Source organism: uncultured Sulfitobacter sp. (assembly GCF_947500075.1).
Taxonomy (GTDB): domain Bacteria; phylum Pseudomonadota; class Alphaproteobacteria; order Rhodobacterales; family Rhodobacteraceae; genus Sulfitobacter.
The window spans coordinates 52,253-71,089 of sequence record NZ_CANMQS010000002.1 but is presented as its reverse complement, the minus strand read 5'-3'; the positions used below and the strand labels follow the sequence as shown (position 1 = coordinate 71,089).

19 protein-coding genes are annotated in these 18,837 nt (G+C 58.8%); 15 read left to right on the top strand and 4 right to left on the bottom strand.

Annotated features, from left to right (window positions below; translation table 11 throughout):
• Nucleotides 1-12 precede the first annotated feature (12 nt).
• Nucleotides 13-1,017, bottom strand: coding sequence for a hypothetical protein (locus Q1A91_RS05245; protein ID WP_299873955.1), 1,005 nt, complete (start codon nt 1,015-1,017; stop codon nt 13-15).
• 80 nt (nt 1,018-1,097) lie between these two features.
• Nucleotides 1,098-2,315 (bottom strand): hypothetical protein, encoded by a 1,218-nt coding sequence (locus tag Q1A91_RS05240; RefSeq protein ID WP_299873952.1) that lies wholly within the window; start codon nt 2,313-2,315, stop codon nt 1,098-1,100.
• Nucleotides 2,316-2,519: 204 nt separating this feature from the next.
• Here Q1A91_RS05240 and Q1A91_RS05235 point away from each other — a divergent pair, with 204 nt between their 5' ends.
• Nucleotides 2,520-3,410: a LysR family transcriptional regulator gene (locus Q1A91_RS05235; protein WP_299873949.1), complete on the top strand. Its 891-nt coding sequence runs from the start codon at nt 2,520-2,522 to the stop codon at nt 3,408-3,410.
• 1,056 nt (nt 3,411-4,466) lie between these two features.
• On the opposite strand, the gene Q1A91_RS05230 is transcribed toward Q1A91_RS05235, so the two are convergent.
• The gene (locus Q1A91_RS05230) at nt 4,467-5,354 is read right to left on the bottom strand and encodes a LysR family transcriptional regulator (protein WP_299873946.1); all 888 of its coding nucleotides are present in this window, start codon (nt 5,352-5,354) and stop codon (nt 4,467-4,469) included.
• Between the two features lie 84 nt (nt 5,355-5,438).
• Between Q1A91_RS05230 and Q1A91_RS05225 the strand changes: the two genes are divergently transcribed.
• The 14 genes from Q1A91_RS05225 (at nt 5,439) to Q1A91_RS05160 (ending at nt 17,361) form a co-directional block, all read left to right on the top strand.
• Nucleotides 5,439-6,593 carry an ABC transporter ATP-binding protein gene (locus Q1A91_RS05225; RefSeq protein ID WP_299873943.1) on the top strand — a complete coding sequence of 385 codons (1,155 nt, stop codon included), beginning with the start codon at nt 5,439-5,441 and terminating at the stop codon, nt 6,591-6,593.
• A 1-nt stretch (nt 6,594) separates the two neighbouring features.
• A complete protein-coding gene (locus Q1A91_RS05220) occupies nt 6,595-7,560 on the top strand; it encodes a carbohydrate ABC transporter permease (protein WP_299873940.1) in 966 nt (321 codons plus the stop codon).
• On the top strand, nt 7,557-8,519 hold the full coding sequence (locus tag Q1A91_RS05215; protein ID WP_299873937.1) for a carbohydrate ABC transporter permease: 963 nt from the start codon (nt 7,557-7,559) through the stop codon (nt 8,517-8,519). The genes Q1A91_RS05220 and Q1A91_RS05215 overlap by 4 nt, the downstream gene beginning before the upstream one ends.
• 122 nt (nt 8,520-8,641) lie before the next feature.
• Nucleotides 8,642-9,889 carry an ABC transporter substrate-binding protein gene (locus tag Q1A91_RS05210; protein WP_299873934.1) on the top strand — a complete coding sequence of 416 codons (1,248 nt, stop codon included), beginning with the start codon at nt 8,642-8,644 and terminating at the stop codon, nt 9,887-9,889.
• Nucleotides 9,890-9,973: 84 nt separating this feature from the next.
• Nucleotides 9,974-10,801: a phosphodiesterase gene (locus Q1A91_RS05205; protein WP_299873931.1), complete on the top strand. Its 828-nt coding sequence runs from the start codon at nt 9,974-9,976 to the stop codon at nt 10,799-10,801.
• On the top strand, nt 10,798-11,580 hold the full coding sequence (locus Q1A91_RS05200; protein WP_299873928.1) for a phosphodiesterase: 783 nt from the start codon (nt 10,798-10,800) through the stop codon (nt 11,578-11,580). The genes Q1A91_RS05205 and Q1A91_RS05200 overlap by 4 nt, the downstream gene beginning before the upstream one ends.
• 65 nt (nt 11,581-11,645) lie before the next feature.
• On the top strand, nt 11,646-12,515 hold the full coding sequence (locus Q1A91_RS05195) for a PhnD/SsuA/transferrin family substrate-binding protein (protein WP_299873925.1): 870 nt from the start codon (nt 11,646-11,648) through the stop codon (nt 12,513-12,515).
• A complete protein-coding gene (locus tag Q1A91_RS05190) occupies nt 12,508-13,326 on the top strand; it encodes a phosphonate ABC transporter ATP-binding protein (protein WP_299873922.1) in 819 nt (272 codons plus the stop codon). The genes Q1A91_RS05195 and Q1A91_RS05190 overlap by 8 nt, the downstream gene beginning before the upstream one ends.
• Nucleotides 13,319-14,122 carry a phosphonate ABC transporter, permease protein PhnE gene (gene phnE, locus Q1A91_RS05185; RefSeq protein WP_299873919.1) on the top strand — a complete coding sequence of 268 codons (804 nt, stop codon included), beginning with the start codon at nt 13,319-13,321 and terminating at the stop codon, nt 14,120-14,122. The genes Q1A91_RS05190 and phnE overlap by 8 nt, the downstream gene beginning before the upstream one ends.
• The gene (locus tag Q1A91_RS05180) at nt 14,119-14,763 is read left to right on the top strand and encodes a bifunctional 2-polyprenyl-6-hydroxyphenol methylase/3-demethylubiquinol 3-O-methyltransferase UbiG (protein ID WP_299873916.1); all 645 of its coding nucleotides are present in this window, start codon (nt 14,119-14,121) and stop codon (nt 14,761-14,763) included. The genes phnE and Q1A91_RS05180 overlap by 4 nt, the downstream gene beginning before the upstream one ends.
• Entirely contained in the window at nt 14,764-15,993 is a 1,230-nt protein-coding gene (locus tag Q1A91_RS05175) for an alpha-D-ribose 1-methylphosphonate 5-triphosphate diphosphatase (RefSeq protein WP_299873913.1), read from the top strand. It abuts the gene before it with no gap.
• Between the two features lie 22 nt (nt 15,994-16,015).
• Nucleotides 16,016-16,195 (top strand): hypothetical protein, encoded by a 180-nt coding sequence (locus Q1A91_RS05170; protein WP_299873910.1) that lies wholly within the window; start codon nt 16,016-16,018, stop codon nt 16,193-16,195.
• A gap of 207 nt (nt 16,196-16,402) precedes the next feature.
• Nucleotides 16,403-16,765, top strand: a complete 363-nt coding sequence (locus Q1A91_RS05165; RefSeq protein WP_299873906.1) for a MerR family transcriptional regulator — start codon at nt 16,403-16,405, stop codon at nt 16,763-16,765.
• Nucleotides 16,762-17,361: a short chain dehydrogenase gene (locus Q1A91_RS05160; RefSeq protein WP_299873903.1), complete on the top strand. Its 600-nt coding sequence runs from the start codon at nt 16,762-16,764 to the stop codon at nt 17,359-17,361. Before Q1A91_RS05165 ends, Q1A91_RS05160 begins: the two co-directional genes overlap by 4 nt.
• Nucleotides 17,362-17,437: 76 nt before the next feature.
• Here the strand turns inward: Q1A91_RS05160 and miaB are convergent, their stop codons facing one another.
• Nucleotides 17,438-18,742: a tRNA (N6-isopentenyl adenosine(37)-C2)-methylthiotransferase MiaB gene (gene miaB / locus Q1A91_RS05155; protein ID WP_299873898.1), complete on the bottom strand. Its 1,305-nt coding sequence runs from the start codon at nt 18,740-18,742 to the stop codon at nt 17,438-17,440.
• Nucleotides 18,743-18,837 lie beyond the last annotated feature (95 nt).

Sequence of the window (18,837 nt, the reverse complement as noted above, 5' to 3'; positions counted from 1 at the left end):
CCTTTGGTGGGCTTATTCCGACGTAATGTTGATGGAGAGGCGCACGGGGTCTGTTCTCAAACCGATTGTGCCCGGTTTTGCGTCAAATGGTGCGCCAATCGTATTGCCGGACACATCCTCAAGTTCTGGATCAACCTTGAGATCATAAGAACCCGGCTGCCATGGCACGTCCGGCACAAAGGACCAGCCGCCGCCATCCGTTGTTATGTGGCCAGCCATCTGGGTACCGTCAGGTGCATTCAGAGTGAGCAATCGCCGGACAGCACCGCTGTCCATTATCCGATCAAAGGCGACCGTGAGTGGTGATTGGCTCCCTGCCTGAGGCACAAGGATCTGCCATGTTTCTGGGTTGATCGCGCGGCGTTCCGCTGGCCCGACACGCAGTGCGATCGAAACATCGCTGCCAAGTGGTTGCCCGGCCGCGCTACGCACATTGCCCGCTACGCGCAGACGATAACTCTCGCCAGCTTCCAACGGCGCACCGACCTCTGCATTTGGGCCAACACCTTGCTTGATCCGGCCGGGATCAAGAAGCAGTGTCGCGCGGGTCTGTGCGCCATCCCATAGCTCTGTCTCGAGGTTCAGGAACGGGTTCGGTACCTCCGTGCCATCAGCGCGCAGCAAGGTCACAGACTGTCTCAACTGTCCACTGTCCATAGGCTGCGAGAAGGTCAGATAAAGCCTCAAAATGTTGGCCGGGAGCACCGCTTGAGACGGAGCAAAGGCGATCAGTTGTGGGGCTTCTGCATCGGGCGCTGGTAGTGTCAAGATGGTCTCAAATTGGCTCTTTGGAAGGTCCAGCTTCAGCGCATAGTCGGTGCCCGGGCGCAGCGGGAACCGCGGGGCGACCAAGATATCGCCACTATCTGAGACTAGGGAAACCAACATCCCGCGATCTGACATCGACGACGCCACCTGGAGACGCAAGACATCCGGTTTCGCCAGCACAGCTTGGTGTTCAGCTGATGCAAGCCCAGACAGAACAACATTGCCAGTCTCGATGTCCAGTCGTGCCACAATTTCCGCAAAGACTGGTATAGGGTTGGAAAGGAGAACGGCGAGCAAAGCTCGCCGCACCCAACGTCTTAGGGTGGACATTAGTTGTATTCCACCGGAGGAGCGGCCTTGTACCCGAACGGATCGGGGCTGCCGTCAAAGTTCATCTCAACCACGTGGTCGGCACGATCAAAGAAGAATGGCATTGGGACCGTGTGCAACTGCATGTTGCGCACATCCTCGGGGCTGCGGCGCACAACAAGCGCATAGGTGTCGTCCAGCGTGTCCAGGTGCAGTGTACCACTCATAGGCAATGGGAATTGATCAACACCGGCGACCGAGAACACGTTCTGTACACCTTCGCCATGCGGCATTGCTTCGGCCGCGCCGATCGCTTCAATGTTCAGCGAGGCCGCGGATCGGTTGGAATTAGTCACAACCACATTGCTGGTCCCGTCCCAACCATTGACATAAGGAACGATGTCGAGCGGGGTGTTGCCAAAGCCCATTTCCCCGATCATCGTTCCGCGCACCTCCGCGCCGTCAGTCAGATCCGTGAGCGGGATTTTGACGATTGGCGTACAAGCGTAGATCGCGATCAGCGTTGGCACACCGTCCAGCTCAGCCACAGTTTGAGAAATGATTGGAGCGCGAGTTTCATATTGAGCGTGCACGGCATGCCAAATTTCGATCGACGATGTGCTGATCTCATTTGTGAAAGGGAACGGGATGCGACGTAGCTTGGAGCTGAATTCCTCATTCGACACGCCTGCCACAAGAAGCTCACCGTTGTAGTAATCGATGTCTGTGATTGCGAGTGTGTTCAGCGGCTGCCCAAACTCCAGTGTCTCGGACGTCGGAACAGGTCCAACGCTCATCGAAGAATGCTCTGCCGCGTCAAGATCAATCAGTTCAAGTGCACCATTGTTCACCGCAATGATCACCGCCTCGGCATCAGGACCGTGACCGCGATGAATCGAAAGAAGAACTTGTTTGGTAGGCTTGTGCACTACCATGTCATTGATCACGACATCAGCTGCCTCTATGCCCAGAAGGGCTGCAATTTCAACGTCGAGATGATTGAAGATCGTGCGTCCTTCAAAGGTTTGCGCGCGGCCCAACTGATAGTCGGCCTGATCCACAAGCGCGCCTGACAAGTCAAACGCATGAACAAGTCCCGCTTTGGCATCGCCAACAAAGAGAGTGTTGGTGTCGTCAAATGCCAAGGCACCAGCCGAGGACATAGATTGGGCTTGCGCTGCACCCGCCGCGACCAAAGCCAAGGCGCTTGCAGCAAGAAGTGATTTCTTCAGTGACATTGGAGTTTCCGGATTTGTGATTGAACACTCTTCAAGCTAGAGGTTGCACAGAATTTCAATAGCCGGAAAAATGTGACCTCTAGGTTCGCAAATTGAGAACGCCTGTGCTCTTACGAACGCACGTTACTCAAGCTATCAAGATCCATCTCGCTCGGCAGCTTTAGAGTCGTGCTGGCTAGGTGAAAGAGGAAAGGCAGACTAAAGATGGGCCAGATCGAAGACCTACGTTTATTTGTCAAAATCGTAGATAGCGGCGGTATCGCCCGTGCCGCAGAAGCGATGAATATCGCTAAATCCGCGGTCAGTCGCAGGCTAAGCCAGTTGGAGGACCGCTATGGCGTCCGATTGATCGATCGCCAACCCCGCGTATGGGAGGTGACAAGCGCAGGGCAAGAACTCTATCAGCGGGCCAGCGGGATGGTGGCTGACGCCGATGATCTTGATGCGGATTTCATGCAACAAAGCCTTGCTTTGAAGGGACCACTATCGTTCACCATCGCGCGTGAATTCGGTTTGTCTTTCCTGAAGCCGGCGCTCTTTCGATTTGCCGAAGATCACCCCCAAATTGACCTAACAATCGACTTTGATGACCGCACCGTCGATCTCGAAAACGAAAACTACGATCTTGCCGTGCGTGTTACGGCGACTGAATTGAAGGGGTTGAATTGTCATCGGATTGGCACAACCCGGCACGGCCTGTTTGCCAGCCGAACTTACTCTCAGGCACGTGACTTACCCCAGAGCATCGAGGATTTGTCTTCACACCCGCTGTTGCACTACGGCTCGGAACGTCGGGCCACTTGGGTTCTTGACGAGGCGGGGAAACGTAGGACGGTCACATTTCGCCCTGCCTTGAGGTCAAATTATGGGTCATTTCTGGTGGATGCGGCCTTGAACGACCATGGAATCATTCGATTGCCTTTGTTCGTAGTGGACGAACAGTTGAGTGCGGGCGCTCTGGTGCCCGTGTTGCCCCATCTGAGTCACAACGATTACGGCATTTACGTCGTCCACAGCAGCAATCGTCGGCTAAACAAACGCATGCGTGCGATGATAGAAGCACTCAGCGAAAGTTGCGGAGCTCTAGAAAACTGAATTTAGTCCAATGCGCTGAATTCTGACAAACCAGATCCTTCGTTCTGGCAACGCTTGGGATCAGGTGTTCGAAAAAGCGCGCGAAATGTCCGCTTTCAAGATTTGAGATGATCGCAGCAAAAATCACGCTGCGAGTGCAAAGTGATGCTGCGCCAGCGAATGCCCAAATCCCAACGACGGCATTGTCCACACACCCGCCATCGGTGGCAGCAAAAAGGGGCGCATAAGGCCGACTAAAACTGTCGGATGACTGCTATCAACCCTTGTTGACCATTGCCAACTGACAATAATTCTCTTGTAAGTGGTGAAGACCTGAAGAGAAAACCTCTTCTTTTTGATGTGAGAGCACCGGAAGGATAATTATGCGATTAGAGCTAGGTATCGCGATCTCAGCGCTAGTGGTAGCAACCTCGTGCTCAACTGCTCGTCCAAACCCATTTGGAAAAACTGAACTTGGCGCAAAACGGGTTGAGCTCTATCAGCGCAAATATCAAGAAGATCTATTCGCGAGCTTAGAAAGAGACAGAAGTTTCAGTAATTTACTTGGAAACGCGGCCTTTGAGATGACACGAGGAATGAACGCAGAGCGTGCAATCAAAACCTTTGAGGCTGATGGCGCATCTTGTTCTGGCTTTACCTGTACATGGAGGTACAGGATACGCGAACGCTTGTTCCCATGTGGTGTTCCCCCTCTGAATTTCATTTCCATGTGCATTCGACAGCCCGGGCCACGAAGAACTTTTGAAGAAACATACACAGTGCAGCTCCTTGGCCAGAAAATCGAAGAGCGAGCCGACATCTCAATTCAGACCTCACGCCGGACCATAGCTGATCCCGAATGACAGCCTCTCCACACACCCGACATCAGTGGCAGCAAGAGGGGCGCATGAGGCCGACTGAAACTGTCGGATGATAGCCTTGAGTCAAAAACCGGGGTGATCGCAGATTGCCATACGTCTGTCTTGCGCTTGAAACGTGCGGCGCCTTGTCTGAATACCTGGCATCTGACGTGCCGCCAGCTGCGGTGAGCCAACGTCCGGTGGAGGGTTCAGACGTTCACACAACGGCTGCGTTAATGAATTCCGCGACAAGTTTCAGGCGCGTGCGGTCCTTGGTTGCAATCAGATAGGTATCCTGGGGGTCCGGCATCTCGCTGACGGCGATCTGTGCGATATTGTCCTGAATCAGGCTGCTGTTGCGCAGAAACAGCGCCACACCAATGCCTTGCAGCACGGCTTCGCACATCAGCGGAAAGGTTGTCATCGTGACCATGCGGGTCAGCGTGATGTCGTGGTTCTTGCAGGTCCTTGCAAGCAGGCGCTGTGTGAGCGATCCCTTTTCCGGCACAATGAGCGTTTCGTGTTGCAGATCCTTCAGCGACACTTCGTCGTGTCGGGCAAGTCGATGATCGGCAGGGCAGTAGAGGACGTAATGGGACCGCTCGATATGGACACGCTCCCAGGTTTCATGTTCCGGAGCATCGGTGATCAGCCCAACATCGGCCAACCGGCTGCGGATCATGGATGTGGCTGTCGTCCAGTCATGCAGACCAAAATCAACGCGGATATCCGGGTAGCGCTGCCGGAAACGGGCGATAATCCTCAAGGCAGGCTGTGGCGCATTGCCGATGACGTTGAGCCTGCCTTCCTGCATTGCATTGAACCCTTCCAGACGTTCAGAGACTTCTGCATCAAGGGCGACCATACGGTCAGCCAGATCGTAGAAATCCTGCCCGGTCGGGGTAAGCTCCACACCATCGCGGCCCCGTACCAAGAGCATCGTGCCGACGCTCTTTTCCAGTTTGGCAATATGCTGTGTGATTGTGGATTGCGTCACCGCCAGCCGGGCTGCGGCAGCGGAAAAACTGCCTTCACGAACGACATAGGCGAACGCTTCGAATTGGTGGTGGTTCGGGCGCACGGCAGATCCTTTCCCATCACCCATAGCACCCATCGGTTTCACTAATATGACGTCACAAAACTTAAGTCTGCCACGACGTAAGGTTGGTCTGTTCCGAGGGGGAATCGCATGGCTGACCTGTCTATTACATCGATCACCAAACGCTTTGGGGAAACACCGGTCCTGAAAGGTGTCTCACTGGATGTGGTCAATGGCGAGTTCGTCTCGCTCGTTGGTCCATCAGGCTGTGGAAAGTCCACGCTGTTGCGCATCATCGCCGGGCTTGAGGCCCCGACGACGGGCAATATTGCCCTTGGAGGGGTTGATGTGACCGGCACGCGCGCTGCCGATCGCAACCTGTCGATGGTGTTTCAGTCTTACGCGCTCTACCCGCATCTGAGCGTGGGCGAGAACATCGCCGTTCCGCTGCGGATGCGCGAATTGAACGGCCTTCAGCGGTTGCCTGTTGTGGGCAGCGTGATGCCTGGTGCCAGAGCGCATAACGCGCGCATCGCAAGCCAGGTCAGTCGCGCCGCAGACATGTTGGAAATTGCCGCGTTGTTGGATCGCAAGCCCGGGCAACTGTCCGGAGGGCAGCGACAGCGGGTGGCGTTGGGCCGGGCGCTGGTTCGGAACCCGGCCGCATTTCTGTTAGATGAACCGCTGTCAAACCTCGACGCGAAACTGCGGGTTCAGACACGTGCGGAGATCGCGGAACTGCACCGGAACCTTGCGGCAACATTCATCTACGTGACGCATGACCAGGTGGAAGCGATGACCATGTCGGACCGCATCGCCGTGATGATGGACGGCGAGATTTTGCAATGCGCCGCACCTGACATCATTTATGAAGACCCCGATGACATCCGCGTGGCCGAGTTCATCGGCTCCCCCAAGATCAACATCTTACCGCTGGAACGATCCGGCACTGACCTGCACTTGTTTGGCAGGTCGCTGGATTGGCACGTCACATCTGCCACCCCGGAGATAATGCAGCTTGGATTGCGCCCCGAGGCGCTGCACCTGACGCAGCATACCCCACGGTTGACGGGCCGGGTGGTACATTTCGAGAACCTCGGCTCTGAAGTCTTCGCCCAGATTGCGCTTGACGACGATGCAATGCGCGTGACCCTCCGGGCGACACCTGCGCAGCGGCAGATGCTGGGACTTGGGGCGGAGGTTGGGCTGGGCTTCGACACGCGGGTGGGACTGGTTTTTGACGCGCGCGGAAAGCGTTTGCGCAGCGTCGAAGCCATGGTCGACTTGACAAGCGAGGTCGCCTGAGATGGCGGTGCTTGACGCGGATCTGCAACCGCTGCGCAAGGAAGAGAACCGGCAAGCGCGCACGGCCTGGGGTCTGGCAGCCCCGGCGCTGGCACTGATGATCCTGATCCTGCTGGTGCCGGTCTGCGTGGCAATCGTGCTGTCGTTCAGCAACTACGCCTTGGGCAATCCGGGATTTGACTGGGTTGGGGTGCAGAACTACGAAAGGCTTTTCACCCGCTCAACTTACGAGAAGATGTTCATCGCGACCTTCACCTATGTGGTGACAGTGGTGCCGATCTCTGTCGGTCTGGGGCTGGGCGCGGCCATGCTGGTGCATTCGCTTGGCCGGATCGGTGACATCTACAAGACAATCTATTTCCTGCCCGTCATGGCAACGCTGCTGGCGATGGCCATCGCTTGGGAGTTCATGTTGCATCCAACAATCGGGATGGTGAACCGGACCCTGGCGATGGCCTGTGGCACATGGATGGAGGCCATCGCGTTCTTTGGAAACGGCTGCGCTGACGGGTTTCCGCTGTGGCTGAGGGATCGTGACTATGCCATCTGGGTCGTGTGCTTCATTGGCATCTGGCAGGGTTTTGGCTTCAACATGGTGCTGTACCTTGCAGGGCTGACCTCCGTGCACCGCGAGTTGTATCACGCTGCTGAAATGGACGGGGCGAGAAGCGCCTGGGAGCGGTTCCGGTTGGTCACCTGGCCTGCGCTTGGGCCGACAACCGTGTTTGTTGTGACCATTTCCTGCATCCGCGCCTTTCAGGTCTTTGACACAATCGAGGCCTTCTGGCCACAAGGCGGCGGTCCGAACAAATCTGCCTATGTGATGATGTTCGCGATTTTCGAGAAAGGCGTTCAGCAGAACCTGATCGGCATTGGATCCGCCATCACCGTCTTGTTTCTGGTCTTCGTGATGTTTCTGACCCTGATCCAGCGCTGGCTGGTCGAGCGAAAGGTGCATTACGGATGACACGCGACTGGCTCAAACATCTTGTCCTGATCTTTGGCGCAATCATTGTGCTTGCCCCATTTTACATGATGGTCAGCTACTCCTTCAAAAGCCCCGGTGAGATCGACCGAGGCGAAGGCGGCTTCTTTGGGCGGCAGGAGATGATGATCGATCCGCGTTGCGTTGCGCTGCGCCAGCCTGACCGGGCCGATATTGAAGCGGCGCGGTCGCGTTTTCCCAACGAGGATGATGCTGGCGTGCAGGAGGCTTTGCTGACGGAAACGACAGCGGCATGCGCGATGCGCCCTGTTGTCTTCAACTACACCAAGGCGTTCACCGAAGCGCCTTTGATACGCTACCTGCTCAACGGGGTGGTCGTCACCGTCTCGATCTTTCTGATCCAGATTGTCGTGGCGCTGCCTGCTGCCTATGCGCTTGCCAAGCTGAAGTTCTGGGGCCGCGAGGCGGTGTTCGGGCTGGTTCTGTTCTGCCTGCTGATCCCGGTCCATGCCATTGCACTGCCGCTTTACATCATGCTGGCCAAGCTGGGGCTGACCAACACCTATGCGGCTTTGGTCTTGCCCTGGACGATCTCCGTCTTTGGCATCTTCCTGATGCGCCAGTTCTTCATGACCGTGCCCGATGACCTGATCGACGCGGCACGGATGGATGGGATGAGCGAGTTTGCCATCGTCTGGCGCGTCATGCTGCCCACGGCAATCCCCGCGCTGCTGGCTTTCGCCATCTTCAGCATCGTGGCCCATTGGAACGATTACTTCTGGCCGCGCATCGTCGTGACCGGCAACCGGGACCTCTTCACGCCGCCGCTGGGTCTGCGCGAGTTCAAGGGCGATGGAGACGGGTCGTTCTTCGGTCCCATGATGGCCACAGCCACTGTCATCGTCACACCGCTGATCGTCGCGTTTCTGATCGCGCAGCGCCGCTTCATCGAGGGGATCACATTGTCTGGAATGAAGTAAGGCGGGATCGCTCCCGCCCTACCCATAGCCCCGCAAGGGGACCATCACCTCCCCTGCAGGGGAAAATCATTGAGGTCTGCCAATCGCCAAACCGTCAGGCCTCAGCAACAGGAGTAAACCTAATGAAACTGACCACAACTGCAATGGTCCTGGTATTGTCGGCCAGCGCCGTCTTCGCCGAGGAAAAGGTAACGATCGAGTTTGCCTATCCCTACAGCCACCTCTTTGACGTGACCTATGAGGCGATGATGCCCGCCTTCAAGGAAGCCCATCCGAACATCGAGGTGAAGTTTCGCGCCACCTACGAGAGCTACGAGGATGCCACAAACACAATCCTCCGCGAAGCGGTTGCAGGGAACCTGCCCGATGTGACCATGCAGGGTCTGAACCGTCAGGCGCCGCTGATCGACAAGGGCATCGCGCAGTCGCTGGAGCCCTTCATCGCTTCGGAGGCCGATTTCGAGAAGGACGGGTATCACGAGGCGATGCTGTCGCTGTCGACCTTCGATAACACCGTCTATGGCCTGCCGTTCTCCATCTCCCTGCCGGTGGGATACTACAACATAGACATCCTGCGCGCGGGTGGCATCGAAGAGCTGCCAACCACCTGGGATGAAGTGATCGCAGCCTGCAAGACCATGAAAGCCAACGGCATCGACAACCCGATTTTCTGGGGCTGGAACATCACCGGCAACTGGTTCGTTCAGGCCCTGTTGTGGAGCCAGGACAGCGCAATTGTTGACGGCGGCCGCGTGACGCTGGACAGCCCAGAGGCGCTGGTCGCTCTTGAGCAGATGCAAGAGATTTTCACGGAATGCGAGATGCAAAACCTCGAATGGAAAGCGGCGCTGTCCTCTTTCTCAGCCGGTGACATTGGTATGATGTTCTGGTCCACATCCGCGCTGGGTGCCGTGGAGCGGAGCCAAGGTGACTTCGAACTCGTGACCGGCCCGTTTCCGGGCCTCGATGGCGCGCCGATGGGCCTGCCTGCGGGGGGTAACGCGGCGATGCTGACCTCTACCTCGGACGACCCGAAGGTGCGTGACGCTGCATGGACATGGCTCAAGTACATCACGTCGGGCGATGGCGCGGCGGAAGTGGCCAAAACGACAGGTTACATGCCGCCCAACAAGGCCGCCAATGAGATCATCCTCGCCGATTTCTACGAGCAGAACCCCAACAAGCAGACAGCAGTGGATCAGCTGCCCCTGCTGCGCGACTGGCTTGCCTATCCCGGCGACAACGGTCTGGCGATCACGCAAGTGATCTATGACAGCATTGAGCGGATCGTGACGGGGGATGCCACCGACATGAACGCGCTTCAGCAAGAGATGGTGGAAGAGGTTGCTGACCTTTTGCCAAACGGCTGAGCATGCGGTGACCCGTGCGGGGGGGATCTTTCTCCCCCGCACGTTCTGGACGAAATCTGACTTTTGAACACAGCAGGAGCCGCCATGAAGCTCATCCACATGTCCGACATCCATCTCAGCGTGCCCGGTGAACAGATGGGCGGCCTCGATCCCCATGCACGCTTTGCGCAAGCTCTGGCGCATGTCGCGGCCCATCACAGCGATGCCCTGCGTCTGATCATCACCGGTGATCTGACCCATTGGGGGGAGCCCGAGGCATACGGCGCGCTGAAAGAAGCGATTGATGATTTTGTCGTGCCGGTTCGCCTGATGATTGGCAATCACGATGATCGCGGGGCGTTTCAGAGCGCCTTTCCCGATCACCCGGCAGATCCCTCCGGGTACATCAACTACACCGATGACGTGGATGGGCTGCGGCTGATCTATCTCGACACATGCGCGCCCAAGACACATGCGGGCCACTTTGGCGCGGACCGCTGCGATTGGCTTGCAGAGGCGCTTGAGGGTGCCCCCCGCGCACGGCTGTTTCTGCACCACAACCCGATGACGCTGGGCCTGCCCGCGGAAGACAAAATCGCCCTGGTGCCCGCAGACCGCCCCGGTTTCCGCGCGATCCTTGAAGCCTATCAGGATCGGATCGAATACCTCCATTTCGGCCATGTGCACGCGCCGATCCACGGCACCTATTGCGGCATTCCCTTCGCCAGCGTGCCTTCGACCGGGAACCAGTCCATTCCGGATCTGCGGGAGACGGAGATGTTGATCGGCGGTCCACTGCCCCCCGCCTATTTCGTCCTTGTGGTTGATGAGGGGGCAACCACCATCCACCAGATCCCCTTTGCCTGGGACGGGCCGGTGCACAAGACCGGCACCGCATGGGATGACTGGGCCAAGCCGGTGGCGGCAGAATGAAATTCATCCATCTCACCGATACACACGTTGTTGGCGGCGGCTTGCTTTATGGCCAAGACCCTGCGGCTGCTTTGGCGCGCGCCGTGCAGTCGATCAACGACGCGCATGGTGATGCCGCCTTTGTCGTGGTGACAGGGGATCTGACCCACTGGGGTGATGCTGACGCCTATGCGCGTTTCGCTGGTGAGATGGGTAAGCTGCACGTGCCCGCGTATCTGATGGTGGGAAACCATGACGACACACCGGCGTTCGCAGCGGCATTTCCCAAGACACCAAGAGACGAAAACGGGTTTGTCCAAACGGTGCTCCACACAGAGGCCGGGCGGTTTCTGCTGCTTGATACCAAGGCCCCCGAAGGCGCGGGCGGGGCCTATTGCGCCCTGCGGCGTGACTGGTTGCGGCGACAACTCGACGGGTCGGATGATCCCATTGTGATGTTCATGCACCACCCGCCTTGTCCGGTAGGGATCCCCGCCATGGACCGGATCATGCTGCACGAAGCCGAGGCATTTTTCGACGTAATCGCACCGCACATCGCCCGCATTCGCCACCTGTTTTTCGGCCATGTGCACCGTGCCATCTGGGGCAACTGGCGCGGCATCAGCTATTCATGCATGCGCGGGCTGAACCATCAGGTCGCGCTTGACCTAGGTGGTCCCAAAGACCGCATCTCCGGCACCTTCGAACCTGCCGCTTACGGCGTGGTTCTGCTGGGGGAGGATCAGGTCACGGTGCACCTGCATGACTTCACTGACAGCTCCGAAAGGTTCGACTTGTAGCGTCAATTGCCACTCAAGGCTGTCCCCGAAACCCTCAACCTACCCCCCCCAACCTGGAGAGACTTATGAACCTCAGATCACTTATCCTCGGTATCGGCCTTGCCGCTGTATCCGCCCTGTCCGTCGCGGCGGAGACCTGGAAACTGGCCGTCACGGACGTCGAAGGCATGGAGCGCCTGCAACTGGAGTGGGGGCCCTTCAAGGATGCGCTGGAAGCCGCAACGGGCGACACATTTGAATTCTACGCCGTAAACTCGCGCACCGCGGCAGCCGAGGCATTGCGCGGCGAGACGGTGGATTTTGTGGTGTCAGGCCCTGCTGAATATGTCGTTGTGAACAAGCTGACCAATGCCACGCCCCTGATCGGCCTGGGTCGCCCGGACTATCACTGCGCCATCATCGTGCGCGCGGACAGTGGCATCAACGTGCCGGCCGACCTGAAAGGCAAAAAGGTTGCATTCGGCGATATCGGTTCGACATCGAATATGCTGTGCCCGATGCAGGTGCTCGCCGATCACGGTGTCGATCCTGTGAATGACATCGACAGGACCCACACCTCGCGCAACATCGCCCACGAGGCGCTGAAGGCAGGCGACGTGGACGCCATTGGCTCCAACGCCGGCTCCTGGCTGAACGTGCGGAACAAGGAGACCGACCTGCCTTACGGCTTCTTCAAGATGATCGCGCGGTCGGGGGATCTGCCCAATGACATGATCATGGTGGGCGCGCATGTGCCGTCTGAAGCCGCAGAGATGGTCAAGAACGCGATACTTGAAAACAAGACCCAGATCATTGCCGGCATCACCGCCCATGAAGAGAACGACAAATATGTCGGCATGGACCTCGTCGCGATTGATGACAGCGCCTATGACTACGTGCGCTCGATGTATTCAAACGCGGGCTTCCCCCAGTTCGACAACTTCATCGGTGACTGATCTTGTCGTCACAAAACGGGCTGCGCCCCTTGCGCAGTCCGAACCCACCGGGGCGGCATTTGCGCCGGTGTCACCCGTCGACATCGAAGCGCGCGGCGTTACCAAACACTTTGGCAAGACGAAAGTTTTCTCCGACGTGAGCTTTCGTCTGGCGCGCGGCGAGGCGGTGGCGCTGGTGGGCGCCAACGGGACCGGCAAGTCCACGCTGCTGCGCTGCCTGATGGGGCTTATCCCGGTGACCGGCGGCAATGTGCATTTGCTGGGTCAGCAGACCGATACGTCGGGTGCCGCTGCCTTGCGTCAGTTGAGGGCAAAGGCTGGGCTGGTTTCTCAGAAACACAACCTGGTGCCGCGCCTGAGTGTGCTTTCAAACGTCGTTCACGGGCTGTTGGGGAAACACCCCGGCATGCGCCACTGGAGCCATACGCTGGCCCCGCAATCCTCTCCTGCGGCTGCCCTGCATGCGTTGGAACGTGTGGGACTGGGGGAATTTGCGGGCCGCCGCGCGGACCGTCTGTCGGGCGGACAATCGCAGCGGGTCGCGATCGCGCGCGCCATTGTCGGTGCACCAAAGGTGCTTTTTGCCGATGAACCCTGCGCCTCACTCGACCCCGCCGCAGGCGAGGACGTGATGGACTTGTTCTTTCGTCTTGTCCGGGACGAAGGGGTCACGGTCGTCTTTACCTCTCACAACGTCGCGCATGCGCTGAGATATGGCGACCGGGTGCTTGGCCTGGCGCAAGGCCGCATGCAGCTTGACGCAACCGCTGCCTCCTTGAGTGCAGAAGACCTGCGGGGGCTTTATGACTGACGCCGCACTTAAACGCTTTGAGCGCCCGTCGGCCCTTGCGTTCCTCGGCTATATCCTGGGTGTGTCGATCATTTTCTGGTGCCTCGCAGGTGCCGGGTTCTCGCTTGAAAAAGTCGCCAGCGCCCCGCCACGCTTTGCCGATTTCGCCTCCCGCGCGTTCCCTCCGAACCTTGAGCCGGACGTTTTGGTCCGGTTGGGTTGGAAAATGGTTGAAACACTGCAAATCGCTGTCGCTGGGGCCGTGATCGGTGTCATCCTGTCGGTGCCCGTTGCGCTTGTGGCGGCGCGCGGGCTGATCGCTGCGCCATGGGCCAACCAGATTGTGCGCACAACGTTGGGTTTCATCCGTGCCGTGCCCGACATCGCTTGGGCGCTGGTTTTTGTTGTCGCTGTGGGGCTTGGCCCTTTTGCGGGCATGCTGGCCATCGTGATCGACACGATCGGTTTTTGTGGACGCTTTTTTGCCGACGACATGGAAGCGACCGAAAGGGGGCCAGCCGAAAGCCTGACGGCCACTGGTGCGCGCAAGATCGACGTGGTCGCCTGCGCCACCATCCCCGCCGCCCTGCCCGCCTTTATCTCAACCTCGCTCTACGCTCTGGAAAAAGCGATGCGGTCATCGACCATCCTTGGTCTGGTGGGCGCAGGCGGGATTGGCATCGAACTGAAGGTCGGTTTTGATCTTTTCGACTACCCCACGGCGATGACGGTGATCCTGATGATCGCCGTTGTGGTTATCGGAATAGAACAGTTGAGCGGCTGGACCCGTACCAAAATCATCGGAGAACAAAGGTGAAGACAGATACAGCCGATCAGCACTGGAATGACCAGTGGGCGGGCATTGAGCCGGGAAGCAAATGGCTGACCCCCGAAGAGGACGTGAAGGTCTGGGCAACCGGGCTGCCGAAAGGTGCACGCATCCTCGATCTGGGCGCAGGCGTCGGACGTCATGCGTTGTGGCTTGCAGGCCAAGGGTTCGACGTGACAGCCCTGGATGCAGCCCCCGAGGGTCTGGACGAGATTGCCACGTCAGGCGGCGTAAAAACGGTGCTGGCCCGGATGGACAGCCTGCCTTTTGAGGATCACAGTTTCGATCATGTGCTGAGCTGGAACGTGATCTATCACGGGGACGAGGACGTCCTGCTGCGCACCATCGCTGAAATCCGGCGGGTCCTGAAGCCTGGCGGCAGCTATATGGGCACCATGCTGTCCAAACGCCGCCTGCCCCATGAACAGGCCAGGTATCGGGGCCGCGAAATCGGCCGCAACGCCTGGGTTTTTGATGCACCGGGCACCGACAAGGTCCATCCACACTACTTCTGCTCTGCGGCTGACCTCCTGGCCTTGTTCTCAGGCTTCGAGTGCCTCAGTCTGAAGGACCGGGAGCATGACAAACCCGGCTCCTGGCACTGGCACCTGACCTTGGAACGGCTCTAGATGATTACCTTTGAAGGCGCGCAGGTCTACCTGCCGAACGAGATTGCGGAAACAACCGTTACCGTGGCGGAGGGCCAGATTGCCGAGATTGGCGGTCCCGCCCAAGGTCAGGTGATAGATGCGCGCGGGTTGATCCTGGCCCCTGCCTTGATCGACGTGCACGGCGATGCGTTTGAACGCCAGCTGATGCCCCGGCCCGGCGTTTTCTTTCCCACTGAAACGGCGCTGATAGATACGGACAGACAACTGGCGTCCAACGGCATCGCGACGGCCTATCACGCCATTACCCTTGGATGGGAACCGGGCCTGCGCGACGTTGCACGCGGCCGCGATCTGATACAGGCGATGCGCGATCTGGCACCGCGGCTCACGGTGGAGAACCGGGTGCAGCTGCGCTGGGAGACCTTCGCCTTTGAGGCACTGGACGTCATCGAATGGGCGCTTTCCGGGCCGCTGCTGCCGTCCATCGCGTTCAACGACCACACATCCATGACGATGCGCGCCTATGACATGTCCCTTCAGGATCGCGCGTTTGAACTGTCGCCTGATTTCTCGATTGCGGCGCTGGATGATGAGCGGATGAAGGCGCGCACAGCCTCCAAGGCGCATCGCGCGGGTCTGAGCCAAGAGGATTACATCGCGCTTCTGGCCCACGTCTGGGACCGGCGAGGTGACGTGCCGGACGTCATCGCGAAGGTCGCACAAATGGGCCTGGATGCCGGTGCCCCGATGCTGAGCCATGATGACACTCGGGCCGACACCCGCGCCTACTACCGTGAACTGGGCGCCAACGTCGCCGAATTTCCCATGGTCATGGAGGCGGTAAAGGCAGCGCGTTCGGCAGGTGAACCCATCATCTTCGGAGCCCCCAATGCAGCGCGTGGTGGCAGCCATATCGGCTCACTCGGTGCAGGCGACATGGTTGAGGCGGGCCTGTGTGATGCGTTGGCCTCTGACTATTTCTATCCATCCATGCTTGCGGCCATCGTCAGACTGGACGCAGAGCGCCGCGCGGACCGCCTTTCGCTTTGGTCCCTGGTCTCAACCGGGCCTGCGCAAGCGATGAAGCTGCCCGACCGGGGTGAGATCGCACTTGGCAAACGCGCGGATCTCGTTTTGGTGGACTGGCCCAATGGCGCGGCTCCGGCAATTCTGGGAACCTGGGTCGCTGGCCGCTGCGCGTATCGGGGTATGCCTGCCGAAACCCGGGTGTCATCAAGACCAGCCTGAGGCGCGACGACAATGACCTTGCGTGGATAAGGCCCGTTTGCAGGTGACCCGATTGCCGATGCGGGTCGTGGGGACAGCGCGGCATGTGCTCAAGGCGCGCCCCGGCTGCGACGGACCGGTCTGCCAGCTTTTGCCGCATCGCAGACCCAAGATCGCTGCACAGGCGAGAGGATCCTACATCACCAGCAGCCAAACCGTTTGAGGCCGGGTTTGTCCCGAACAGCCGAGATCGGTGGCAGCAGAAGGGGCGCATGAGGCCGGCTGAAACTGTGGGATGGCATGTTTTGAGTCCAATGTCACAGATGCTGCGAGATGCACGAGTGTCGGCTTCCACGACAATTCTGAAAGAAAGCGTTTAACCTAACGTAGCTTCAGGTCGGTATGAAGCCGGACGGAAGGATCAGAACGCATGAAAATTTCAGAAGTTGCTGAGCGCACGGGGCTAAGTATCCCCACAATACGTTTCTATGAGAAATCGGGGCTGTGCCCGTTCATAGAGCGCGGCCCTGACGGGAAGCGCAGGTTTTCAACGACGGACTCAGACTGGCTGGCGTTGCTTGCATCTTTGCGCGCGACCGGGATGCCCACGGCAGAAATGCGAGCATTCGCGGACCTTTACGCATCAGGTGACAGCACAGTCCCCGAGCGCAGGGCCGCACTCCTTGCACATAGGCAGAGCCTTGAAGACCGCCAGGCAGAGTTGGACCTCTGCCGCACGATCCTAGACCAAAAACTGAAAAAGTATGATGATATAATGAAGGATCAGACATGAGAATAATCATGGTTGGCGCGGCTGGCGATATTGGACAAGCCGCCTGCAAGGAGCTTGAGCAAAGGCATGAAGTCATCAAGGTTGGTCGCTCAGGCGGAGACTATCGCGTTGATGTAGCCGACATATCTGCGGTGAAATCGCTATATGAGGCAGTCGGCGATTTTGATGCAGTTGTGTCATGTGCGGGCGATGCGACCTTCGCGCCTTTAGCGGAGATGGATCAGAAGTCATTCATGGTCGGTCTTCAGCAAAAGGTCATGGGACAGGTTAACCTCGTTTTGGCTGGCCTCGACTTCACCGCTGATGGCGGGTCATTCACGCTGACAAGCGGCGTGCTTGATCGTGACCCAATCCGCATGGGGACAAATGCAGCGACCGCAAACGGTGCGTTGGCGGGCTTCGTCAAAGGTGCCGCGATTGAGATACCACGGGGGCTGAGAGTGAATGTCGTCAGTCCCGGAATGCTCGACGTGTCCGCGCCTCGCTATGGCGCATGGTTTCAGGGTCACAAGCCGGTTTCATCCCATGATGTCGGGCTGGCCTATGCAAAATGCGTTGAAGGTGCCTTGACCGGACAGGTCGTTATCGTGGACTAACCAGCCAACGCGAAAAACCGGACATTGGCGCAAGCGCAGCGAAGTAGTGCTAAGTCCCACTCAGCCGACCTTGGCCTCAAACCTCCACCGCCGACAGAGAGTTGGTCTTCGACGCCACCACCCGCACCCGCGCGATGTCGCCGACCTGCGCGGTTGCTTCCTCGATATGCACCGAATGCAGGTGATCGGATTTGCCCACGACCTGCCCGGCCTCACGGCCTTCACGCTCCACCAGCACAGACACCTCACGGCCAACCATGGCGTCCTGCACCTCCCGCTGGTGTTTTGTGATCAGCGTTTGCAGGCGTTGCAGGCGGGCGTCGGCGACATCCGGGTCGACGTTTGCACGCTCTGCCGCAGGGGTCCCCGGACGGGCGGAGTATTTGAAGGAATAGGCGTAGCCGTATTTGACCTCTTCGACGAGCTGCATCGTCGCCTCGAAATCGGCGTCCGTCTCTTCGGGGAAGCCGACGATGAAATCGCCTGACAGCACGATGTCGGGGCGCGCGGCGCGGAAGCGTTCGAGCAGGCGCAGATAGCCCTCGGCGGTGTGCTTGCGGTTCATGCGTTTGAGGATGCGGTCGCTGCCGGATTGCACGGGCAGATGCAGGTAGGGCATCAGTTCGGGCACCTCGCCGTGGGCGGCGATCAGGTCGTCTTCCATGTCGTTGGGGTGGCTGGTGGTGTAGCGGATGCGCTCCAGCCCGTCGACCTTGGCCAGTTTGCGGATCAGCGCCGCCAGCCCCATGCCGCCGTGGTAGGCGTTGACGTTCTGGCCCAGTAGCGTGATTTCGCGCACGCCGCGTTCGACCAGATCGCGCGCTTCGGCGATCACACGTTCGGCGGGGCGGCTGACTTCGGCACCCCGGGTGTAGGGCACCACGCAGAAGGCGCAAAACTTGTCGCAGCCTTCTTGCACCGTCAGGAAGGCTGCCGGCGCGCGGCGGGCCTTGGGGCGGCTCTTGAGGTGCTCAAACTTGTCTTCCTCGGGGAAGTCGGTGTCCAGAGCGGTCTGACCCTTCGCCAGACGTTCCTCCATCGCGGGCAGACGGTGGTAGCTTTGCGGCCCGACCACCAGATCGACGGCAGGCTGGCGGCGCATGATCTCTTCGCCTTCGGCTTGGGCCACACAGCCCGCGACGCCGATCTTCAAATCCGGTTTGTCGGTCTTCAGCTTCTTCAGACGGCCCAGTTCGGAATAGACCTTCTCCGCCGCCTTTTCGCGGATGTGGCAGGTGTTGAGCAGGATCATATCCGCCTCCGCCGCCTCAGAGGTTTCCACATACCCCTGCCCGCCCAGCGCTTCGGCCATGCGTTCGCTGTCATAGACATTCATCTGACAGCCGTAGGTCTTGATAAAGAGCTTCTTCGGGGCGGACATGGCGGCACCTGCGTGAGGTTGGGATTGGGCGGGGTCTAACAGCGTGTCTGGACGCTTGCAATGCAGGCGAAATTAACCGATTCTGGTGCACAAAA